At 75.8% G+C, this 9,452-nt stretch carries 8 protein-coding genes; 2 read left to right on the top strand and 6 right to left on the bottom strand.

Features of this window, described 5'->3' with window-relative positions; translation table 11 throughout:
- Positions 1-12 precede the first annotated feature (12 nt).
- From ACFV1L_RS08685 to ACFV1L_RS08675, 3 genes are read right to left on the bottom strand one after another with little or no spacing between them, the layout of a single operon-like run.
- On the bottom strand, positions 13-804 hold the full coding sequence (locus ACFV1L_RS08685; RefSeq protein ID WP_380364188.1) for a phosphatase PAP2 family protein: 792 nt from the start codon (positions 802-804) through the stop codon (positions 13-15).
- Positions 801-1,793, bottom strand: coding sequence for a YihY/virulence factor BrkB family protein (locus ACFV1L_RS08680; protein WP_380364186.1), 993 nt, complete (start codon positions 1,791-1,793; stop codon positions 801-803). The genes ACFV1L_RS08685 and ACFV1L_RS08680 overlap by 4 nt, the downstream gene beginning before the upstream one ends.
- The gene (locus ACFV1L_RS08675) at positions 1,793-3,391 is read right to left on the bottom strand and encodes a diacylglycerol kinase family protein (protein WP_380364184.1); all 1,599 of its coding nucleotides are present in this window, start codon (positions 3,389-3,391) and stop codon (positions 1,793-1,795) included. Before ACFV1L_RS08675 ends, ACFV1L_RS08680 begins: the two co-directional genes overlap by 1 nt.
- A 131-nt stretch (positions 3,392-3,522) precedes the next feature.
- Between ACFV1L_RS08675 and ACFV1L_RS08670 the strand changes: the two genes are divergently transcribed.
- On the top strand, positions 3,523-4,758 hold the full coding sequence (locus ACFV1L_RS08670; RefSeq protein ID WP_380364182.1) for a phosphatidylserine/phosphatidylglycerophosphate/cardiolipin synthase family protein: 1,236 nt from the start codon (positions 3,523-3,525) through the stop codon (positions 4,756-4,758).
- 118 nt (positions 4,759-4,876) lie between these two features.
- On the opposite strand, the gene ACFV1L_RS08665 is transcribed toward ACFV1L_RS08670, so the two are convergent.
- A complete protein-coding gene (locus ACFV1L_RS08665) occupies positions 4,877-5,047 on the bottom strand; it encodes a hypothetical protein (protein ID WP_035869324.1) in 171 nt (56 codons plus the stop codon).
- Between the two features lie 200 nt (positions 5,048-5,247).
- On the opposite strand from ACFV1L_RS08665, the gene ACFV1L_RS08660 reads away from it, so the two are divergent.
- Positions 5,248-5,769, top strand: coding sequence for a GNAT family N-acetyltransferase (locus tag ACFV1L_RS08660; protein ID WP_380364178.1), 522 nt, complete (start codon positions 5,248-5,250; stop codon positions 5,767-5,769).
- A gap of 3 nt (positions 5,770-5,772) precedes the next feature.
- Here the strand turns inward: ACFV1L_RS08660 and ACFV1L_RS08655 are convergent, their stop codons facing one another.
- Both ACFV1L_RS08655 and ACFV1L_RS08650 read right to left on the bottom strand, forming a co-directional pair.
- Positions 5,773-6,294, bottom strand: coding sequence for a GNAT family N-acetyltransferase (locus tag ACFV1L_RS08655; RefSeq protein ID WP_380364174.1), 522 nt, complete (start codon positions 6,292-6,294; stop codon positions 5,773-5,775).
- A 37-nt stretch (positions 6,295-6,331) separates the two neighbouring features.
- The gene (locus ACFV1L_RS08650) at positions 6,332-9,451 is read right to left on the bottom strand and encodes an NACHT domain-containing protein (protein ID WP_380364170.1); all 3,120 of its coding nucleotides are present in this window, start codon (positions 9,449-9,451) and stop codon (positions 6,332-6,334) included.
- Position 9,452 lies beyond the last annotated feature (1 nt).

Below are 9,452 nucleotides of genomic sequence, written 5' to 3'. Positions count from 1 at the left end.
CCCGCCGGCGCGTCACGCGGACGGACGGGGCGGCCGCTCCGGGCCCTCCGGCCGGTCGTCGTCGGCGAGCTCCGGCTCCAGGCCCTCGGTGACCGGCGCGGCCGGCCGGCCGGTGTCCCGCCGCCAGCCGTCGAACGCCCACGCGGTCGCCGCCACCACCCCGAACCCCAGCAGCCAGCCGGCCAGCACGTCGCTCACCCAGTGCACCCCCAGCGCGACCCGGGTGAACCCCACCCCGAGCACGCTGACCACCGCCACCGTCCACGCCACCCGGCGCAGCGCGGGCCGCAGCAGCGGCAGGACCACCAGCAGCAGCACGGCGCAGCAGGTCGCCGCCGTCATCGCGTGCCCGGACGGGAACGAGAACCCCGGCGCGTGCGCCACCGGCTCGGGCAGCGACGGCCGGGCCCGGGCCACCGCCAGTTTCACCGCCGCGCCGATCGCCGCCGACGCGGCGACCGTGCCCGCCGCCCACAGCGCCAGCCGCCAGGCCCGCCGCCACAGCAGCAGCCCCGCCGCCAGGGCGACCAGCAGCCGCATCGTCACCGGGTCCCACACCCGGTCGCTGAACGTCCGCACCACGCCCAGCAGCGCCGGGTGCTCGCGCACCGCCCGGTGCAGGCCGGTCGCCGCGGACTCGTCGAGCCGGTGCAGCGGCCCCCAGTGCGCCTCGACCAGCACCAGCAGCAGCGCCACCGGCACCGCCGCCACCGCGAACGCGGCCGCGGCGGCCAGCAGCCGGGCGCCCAGCCGCAGGTCCGCGGTGCGGGGCGAGAAACGGGGACGGCGCGGGCGGCAGGTCACTGCGGGATCCTTCCACGGTCGGGGGACGGCGTCGCCGCCGCACCCGCTTCGGGCCCGGCCAGCGGGTCGGGCAGCACGGGGCCGGGCCGACCGGTGCGGTCGGCCTCCAGCTGGGCGGCGAAGGACAGGCCGACGAACAGCGCGATCGCCGTCAAATATGCCCACACCAGCAGCGAGAACACCGCACTGAGCGGCCCGTAGACCGCGTCGAACGAACCGGACAGCCGCAGGTACAGGCCCAGCAGCCAGGTCGCCGCCACCCACAGCACCAGGTACACGCCGGCCCCGAAGGCCAGCCAGCTGTAGCCCGGCTGCCGACGGCGCGGGGCCCGCCGGAACACCACGCTCGCCGACACCAGGCTGAGCAGCACGCCCACCGGCCAGCGCAGCCACTCCCACGCCACCACCGTGCCCGGACCCAGCCGGAACACCTCCTGCCCGGCCGCCGCGACCTGCCGCCCGGCCACCAGCACCAGGAACCCGGTGCCCAGCGGCAGCCCCGCCGCGGCCGCCATCAGCACACCCCGGCCGTACTTGCGGGGAAACGGCCGGTCCCGCTCGATGCCGTAGATCCGGTTCGCCCCGCGCTCGATCTGCGCCATCGCGGCCACCAGGTTCACCAGGGAGAACAGCGCGCCGAACCACAGCGCGAGGGTGCCGCCGCTGCGCTGCCGGCTGCGCTCCAGCACCTCCTGGACCAGCGCGGCACTCGACGGCGGCACCAGGCGCTCGATGCTGCCCGCCACCAGCTGCCCGACCGGCCCGCCGTGCAGTGACGCGGCCAGGCCCACCACCGCGACGGCGAACGGGATCAGCGCCAGCACCGCCTGGAACGCCAGCGCCCGGGCGTGACTGAACCCGTCGGCGTACCGGAACCGCAGGAAGGCGTCCCGGACCAGCGGCCACCGGCCCCGTTGACGCAGCGTCAGCACCGCCTCGTCCGCCGACAGGTGCTCGCGTCCGCCCCGCACCCGGCTGGCCGTCCCCATCAGGCCACCCCCTCGCGGGCCGCCACCGCCGCCGGCCGCCCCGGGGCCCGCACCAGCAGCACGCCCGGCCGGACCGTCAGGCGCAGCAGGCGACCGCCCGGCACCGGGTCGCCGTCGCACTCGCGCGGGCAGGGCCGGTCCGCCGCCAGGACGATCCGGCGGCCCCGGAAGTGCTCCAGCGGCGCACCCGGAACGGTCCGCCGCGCCCCGGTGGCCAGCGCGAGCAGCGCCGCGCACCAGCCGCGCAGCCCGTGCGGCTGCACCAGCACCAGATCCAGCAGCCCGTCGTCGGGCACCGCACCCGGCAGCAGCCGCACCCCGCCCTGGAGCGCGCCCACGTTGCCGACGACTGCCGTCCCCACCCGGCGGCGCAACGGCGGCCCGTCGTCCACCGTCACCGTCAGCGCGACCGGCCGGTCGCCCAGGTGCCGGGCCGCGCCCACCAGGTAGGCCGGCCAGCCGAGCCGGCGCTTCAACGCCCGCCCGGTGTCGGCCATCACGGCGGCGTCCAGGCCCATGCCGACCATCGCCGCCGCGGCCCGCGCCGGGAAGCCGTCGCCCTCGGCCCGGATCAGGTCGATCCGGCGGACCGGGCCGCCCAGGGCCGCCGCCAGCGCCGCCTCCGGGGCGGTCGGCAGCCCCAGGTTCCGGGCCAGCAGGTTGCCCGTGCCGCACGGGACGACGACCAGCGCGGCCCCGGTGCCCGCCAGCGCCTCGGCGCACGCCGTCACCGTCCCGTCGCCGCCGCAGGCGACCACCGTGCGGGCCCCCTGCGCGAGGGCCCGGGCCGCCGCCGCCCGCCCGGCGTCGTCCGCCGACCCCGGAAGGCACAGCGGCTCCCGGCAGCCGTGGGCCGCCAGCACCGCGCACAGGCGGTCCAGCAGCGCCCCGTCCACCACCACCGGGTTGAACACCACCGCGACCGGGCCGACCGGCGGCCGCTGCGCCGAACGCTCCTGGCGGGGCGTCAGCGCCCTGCGCACGGCCCACAGCGCGGCCGCGCCGTTCGCCGCGCCCGCCAGCACGTCCGTCGGATGGTGCATCCCCCGGTACAGCCGGGCGAACGCCACCAGCACCGGCACCGCCCAGGCCAGCGCGCACAGCGGCACCCGCGCCCGGCCCCGCACCCCGTGCAGCGCCAGCAGCCCCAGGCCGCCGTACAGCGCGGTCGCCGCCCCCACGTGACCGGACGGGAAACCGGACGTCGGCAGCGCCCCGTCGAGCCGCACCACCTCCGGCCGCGGCCGGTCCACCACCTGCGCGGCCAGCACGAACAGCGTCGCCTGCGCCGCCACCGCACCCGCGAGCACCACCGCCGGCCGCCACTGCCGGCGGAGCAGCAGCAGCCCGGAGGCCACCGCCGTCACCGCCACCACCGCCGGCGTGAACGCCACCGCCGACGCGAACGAACTCACCGCCGTCGCCGCGGGACTGCGGTGCTCGGACAGCCAGCCCACCAGCGCGCCCTCGCGCGGATCCCACCAGCCGGCCGGCGGATGCGTGATCAGCAGCCCGACCGCCACCAGCAGTACCCCCTGCGCCACCAGCGCCGCCGGCAGCGCCGCGAGGGGCCGCCCGCCTCCCTGAGTCCTCGTCATGGCACCCGTGTCCCCCCGCCGCCGGATTTCATCCCCCGTCAGCGGCGGCCGGCCGGCCGCCCCGGCATCGAACCCGCCCCAGCGGGTAGTCGAGCGCGGCCACCCATCCCGTGGACGGAGGAACCCCCGCCATGACGACCGAAGCCACCGTGCCGCCCCCGGCCCCCGCGCCCGTCCCCGCTCCCGCACCGGCCCCTCCCGCCGGTGGATCGGAACGCGGCCGGGCACTGCGCCGCCGCCTGGAAGGGCTGATCGGGATCGCCGCCACCGAAGGCAACCTGCTCACCCCGCTGCGCAACGGCGACGAGATCTTCCCCGCCATGCTGGACGCCATCGAGGGCGCGCGCCGGACCGTCGACCTGATGACCTTCGTGTACTGGCGCGGAGAGATCGCCCGGGTGTTCGCCCGCGCCCTGGCCCGCAAGGCCGCCGAGGGCGTCCGCGTCCGGCTGCTGCTCGACGGCTTCGGCAGCCGCCTCATCGAACCCGACCTGGTCGACCTGATGCTCGGCAGCGGCGTCCGGATCTCCTGGTTCCGCCGCCCGGTCCGGCTCTCGCCGTTCAAGCAGAACCACCGGTGCCACCGCAAGGTCCTGGTGGTCGACGCCCGCACCGCGTTCACCGGCGGCGTCGGCATCGCCGAGGAGTGGTGCGGCGACGCCCGCCACCCCGGCGAGTGGCGCGACACCCACGTGCGCGTGGTCGGCCCCGCGGTGGACGGCATCGCTGCCGCCTTCGCCCAGAACTGGGCCGAGTGCGCCCCCGGCACCCTGTACGACGACGCCGACCGCTTCGACGACCACGAGCAGCCCGGCCGGGCCGTCGTCCAGGTGGTGCGCGGCTCCGCCAGCGTCGGCTGGCAGGACCTGCAGACCCTGATGCGGGTCGTCATCTCCTCCGCCGAGCACCGACTGCGCCTGGCCACCGCGTACTTCGCCCCCGACAGCTACTTCGTCGACCTGCTGTGCGACGCCGCCCGCCGCGGCGTCGCCGTCGACCTGCTGGTGCCGGGCCGGCACACCGACAAGCGGGTCTGCCAGCTCGCCGGCGAACGCCACTTCGAGCGGCTCACCGCGGCCGGCGTCGCCGTGTGGCGGTACCGGCCGACCATGATGCACGCCAAGGTGCTGACGGTGGACGGGGCGGCCGCGGTCGTCGGCTCCGCCAACTTCAACCGGCGCTCGCTCGACCACGACGAAGAAGTCGTCCTCACCGTCCTCGACGAGGAGTTCACCGCCCGGCTCGACCGGCACTTCGACCAGGACCTGGCCCGCAGCGAACGCGTCACTCCCGGCCGCTGGCGGCGCCGAGGGCCCGCGCTGCGCGCCCTGGAAGCCGCCACCGCGCCCATCCGGCACTTCCTCTGACGGTGCGTCGGGTCGCTGCCCGCGGCCCGACGCACCTGCGGGCCGGGGGCTGCGGACACGCGGAGGCGGGCACCCCCGGTGTCGGGGATGCCCGCCTGCTGGTGCGTCGTGTCCGGTGCTACCAGCGGTACCAGCGGCTACGGCCGCCGCCGGCAGCCGTGCCCCGGGCCACGAAGCCGACGAGCCACACCACGAGGACGACCAGCGCCACCCACCACAGCGCCTTCAATGCGAAGCCGGCGCCGAAGAGCAGTACCGCCAGGAGCAGGACCAGGAGAAGGGGAACCACGACGGGCCTCCAATTGTGTCGGTACATCAGCTGCGATCAGACCGCCGTCTGCCCGCCGAACCGGGCGTTATGCCACGAAAGTTCGGCGAATGTCTTGAATGCGGGCCGACTGTCGCTGCGGCAGAACCCCGCGCCGGGATGGGAGACGGGCTGTCGTAGGGTGGCGGGCTCCGACTGTCGATGATCAGGAGCTGCCCGTCATGCCGGACGAGATCACGCTGCGGCCCGTCACCGCCGAGGACCTCGACCTCTTCGACCGCGAGTTCGGCGGACCGGAGGGCGTCGGCCCGCACCAGTGGTTCGGGTACCGCTCGACGGGCGTCCTGCGCCGCCGCTTCGCCGAGAACGGACTGCTCGGCACCGACGGCGGCGTCCTGTCCGTCGCCGAGGACGGCCGTACCGTCGGCCGGGTCGAATGGTTCCCCGGCAGCTGGGGACGCCCCGAGACCTCCTCCTGCTGGACCCTCGCCATCGGCCTGATCCCCGCAGCCCGGGGCCGCGGCACCGGCACCCTGGCCCAACGCCTCCTCGCCGACTACCTCTTCGCCCACACCCGCACCGACCGCCTCCAGGCCTGGACCGACCACACCAACCTCGCCGAACAACGCGCCCTCGAAAAGGCCGGCTTCACCCGCGAGGGCGTCCTCCGCTCCGCCCAGTGGCGCGACGGCCGTTGGCACGACCAGGTGATCTACTCCCTGCTCCGCACCGACCCGCGGTGAGCGTCACCGCCGGCCGGCGCCCGCCCCGCCGCCGCGGCGCATGCAGACCCGGTCGGAGAGACCGACGGCCTTCTCCTCCGCGAGTACCTGCCGCAGCCCGTCGGTGAGTTGTCGCTCCGTCAACTCCCGGAACCCCAGACGTCGGTAGTACGGCGCGTTCCACGGGACGCTCCGGAACGTCGAGAGTGTCAGCCCGTCGAGCCCCCGCCCGGCCGCCCACCCCGTGACGTGATCGATCAGCTCCCGGCCCAATCCCCGCCCCGCGGCCGCCGGATGGACACTCACCTGCTCGATGTGGGCGCAGCCGTCGAGCAGCCGGACCAGCACGAAGCCCTGCGGGCGGTCGGCGTCGTCGACGGTCACCCAGAGGTGGCCGAGCTGCTGGTGCGGCGCGAACTCCTCGGCGCGGGGCGGCGGGTGGTCGGCGATCTCCGCCATGCCGATGGCCCGGAAGGCTGCCCCGGCCGCGAGCTGGAGGGCGGGCAGCGACGACAGGTCGGCGGGCGCGGCGGGGCGGATCGGCATGACGGACACTCCCTCACGGTCGGGGCGGGGCACGGGGTCAGCCGACGCGGACGGGAGAGACGGTGATCCGGTCGGGCCGGAAGAGGTGACGGCCGACCAGGTGCGGGACGGGGGCGTCGGCGTCGAGGTGGAGCCGGACGCGGGGGCGGCCGGCGAGCGGGGTGAGGTCGAGGGCGGGGGTGTCGACGCCGGTGAGGGCCACCTCCAGGAGCTCCAGGGACGGGAAGAGGGACGCGACCGGCGCGAGGGAGTAGCCGGCGGCCACGTCGAGCAGCGACAGCGAGGTGACCCGGGGGAGCGGCTCGTGGTCGGCCAGTGCCTCCAGGTCGGGGGCGACCAGCGTCAGCTCTTCGAGTCCCACGACGCGCCGGACGATCGTGAACAGGTCGTCGACCTGCCGCTCGGCCGGAACGGACCGAATGGCCAGGGTCTGCAGCGCCAGGCCGGACAGCGGCGTCAGGTCGTACAGGTCGGGGCACTGGTAGACCGCGAGGGCGCGGAGTCGTTCCCAGCGCCGGACGAAGGAGATGTCCGAGAGGCCGGCCACGGTGGACAGGGCCAACTCCTCGACCTGGCCCGCGAGTCGACTCCACAGTTCGGGGTCGACCGGCATCCGGCTCCCGCCCAGCCAGATGCGGCGCAGGGTCGGAAGGCCGGCGAGCTGGGCGATCCGCTCGGCCGAGGTGACCGGTACCTGGATCGCGGAGAGGTCGGCCCGTGCCACCACCCGCCGGGCGAACTCGCGGCCCTCGAAGCGCCCCCACTGGTCGATCACGCTGTGCAGGGTGCCGGGACGGTGGCCCGGCTCCGCGAGTTCCTCCAGCAGGGCGAGCGCGTCGCCGCCGCCGATCAGTCCGAGGGTGTGCGCGATCAGCCAGTGGCCGCTGTCCTTCCGGGCCGCTGCGTCGCTCTCCACGATCTCCCGCAGCAGCGGCACGAGTTCGTCGCCGACGGAGGCCAGCCGGGCGGGGTCCGTCTTCGCTTCGAGGAGAGCGGGAAGGTCCTCGCGGAGGCGGGCCAGCACGGTGTCTCGGACCTCGCCGTCGAGTTCCGGGGCGCTCGGCAGGCAGGTGGCGGCTAGCAGGTGGACGGCCGGCCGGAGGCCGGCCGGGGCGGCGTCCGCGGCGGCGAGGACGGTGGTGAGGAGCTCGGCGCGTTCGCGGCGGCCGCAGTAGCCCACGGTCATCCGGATCACGTCGCCCCACTGTTCGTCGGCGGCGTGCCCGGCCAGCAGGCCGAAGTCCCGCTCCTCCCGGAACTCCATCGCGGCCAGGTAGTCCTGGAAGGTGCGGTGGATGAACTGGAAGGTGTCCGGGCCGGTCTCGGTGAGCAGGCCGGTGCGGTTGAGCAGGTGAACGTACGCCTGCTCGGCGTCGGTGCGGCGGGCGACGCCGGGCAGGTCGCGCAGGGCCTTGCCGATCTGCGCGACGGCGTCCCGGCGCCGGCCCTCGGCCTGGTTGTTGCGCACCAGCCAGTGGGCGATCCGGCGGAGCAGCGCCAACTGCTCCTCCTCGGAGGCCTGGAACTGCTCCGCGCCCTGCACCCGCCGGCCCTCGTCGCGCTTGACCAGCATCATGGTCATCGCGTCGCGGTACAGCGCCATGCGGTGGCGCGGCAGGGCGCCGTCCGACTCGCGGTTGAGCGCGCAGATCATGGCGCACAGGAGCGGGCTGTCGGTGAGTTGGGCGACTTCCGGGACGGTGTCCAGGGTGCGGAGGAGGTCGGCCCGGTCCTGGTCCACCTCGTGGCGCCAGCGCTGGGCCTCCGCGTCGGTGTGCTGGGCGGACAGGAGTTCGCGCAGGGCCGCTTCGTGCCAGCGTTCGACGAACTGCCGGCGGTCCTGGCTGTTCATCGGGCAGAGCAGCAGCTCGTCGAAGCCGAGGTGCCCGAGCCAGCCGGGGGGAACCGCGGAGGGCCGGACGGTGGCCAGCGTCCAGGTGTCGGGGTAGTGGCCGAGCAGCCGGTCGACCCAGCCGAGGGCCTCCTCGCGCTGCTCGCCCGGCACCTCGTCCAGGCCGTCGACGAGCAGCAGGGCGCGGCCGGTGCTCAGCAGCCGGTGGGCCCAGCCCGGTGGTTGACGGTCGGCGCACATCCGGTCGTCGAGGGCGAGGAACTCCTCGGGGCGTGGCGCCATGACGCCCTTGCGGTGCAGCTTGCGGAGTTGGAGGACCAGCGGGACGCGGTGGTTGAACTCCTCCAGGCCGCTGCCGAGGGTGCCGTTCATCGCGCCGACGGCGAGCCACTGGACGAGGGTGGTCTTGCCGGAGCCCGCTTCGCCGCGGACCAGGATGCGGCGGCGGCCCCGGAGGATCTGCTCGGCGCGCTGCGGGCCGGGGCCCGGGCCGCTCCTCGGCTCCGTGGACCGGATCTCCAGGCTCAGGTAGGAGGTGGAGAGGTCCCAGCCGCGGCGGCCGGGCCCGGCGGCCTGGCGCAGGCCGAAGATCCGGATCCGCCCGTAGTCGGCCTCGATGGCCTTCGCGTAGTCGCGCTCGAAGTCGCGGTCGGCGGTCCCGGTGGCGGAGATGCCGTCCGGGCGCGGGAGTTCACCCAGGTGCTCGGCGAGCGCCGCACCGAAGCCGGGGTCGGCGAGGAGCACCGCCGCCGGGACCAGGTCGAACCGGGAGTGCTCCCAGGTACCCGGTTGCCGGTCCTGGACGGCGATGCCGAGCAGGTGGTCGTGCAAGACCACGGCGGCCCCCGACATGCCCGACCACGGTGAGTCGACGCCCCGCCGGCCGCGGGGCGGGCGGTGCTCGACGGCGAGCACGTGGCGGCCGGTCCGCAGGCCGGTGCCGGGGGTCAGGGTGGCCGGCACCTGGACCGTGTCGAGGCGCTCCCGCTCGTCCCGCCCCGCCCACGGAAAGCCCGTCAGGTGGCAGCCCGGGAGGGGGTCGAGCGTTTCGACGCTGCCCCAGCGGAGCGGCTCGAACCGGTCGGCGCGGACCAGGTCGCGGTCGGCGAGCAGCAGGGCCGCGTCGAGGTCGGGGGAGCGCCACACGGTGGTGCAGGGCGTCCAGCCGGTGCCGCCCAGGACCGCGGCCTCCACCGAGGCGCCGCCGATGTGGGCCGCCGTCAGGACCAGTCGCGGGCCGAGCAGGCAGCCGCTTCCCTGGGTCGTGCCCCGGACCGCGGCCACGTGATGGGCGAGGAACGACACG

Source organism: Kitasatospora sp. NPDC059646 (assembly GCF_042734615.1).
Lineage (GTDB): Bacteria > Actinomycetota > Actinomycetes > Streptomycetales > Streptomycetaceae > Kitasatospora.
Note: the sequence above shows the minus strand (reverse complement) of the source record. Positions and strands in the feature narration are given on the sequence as shown.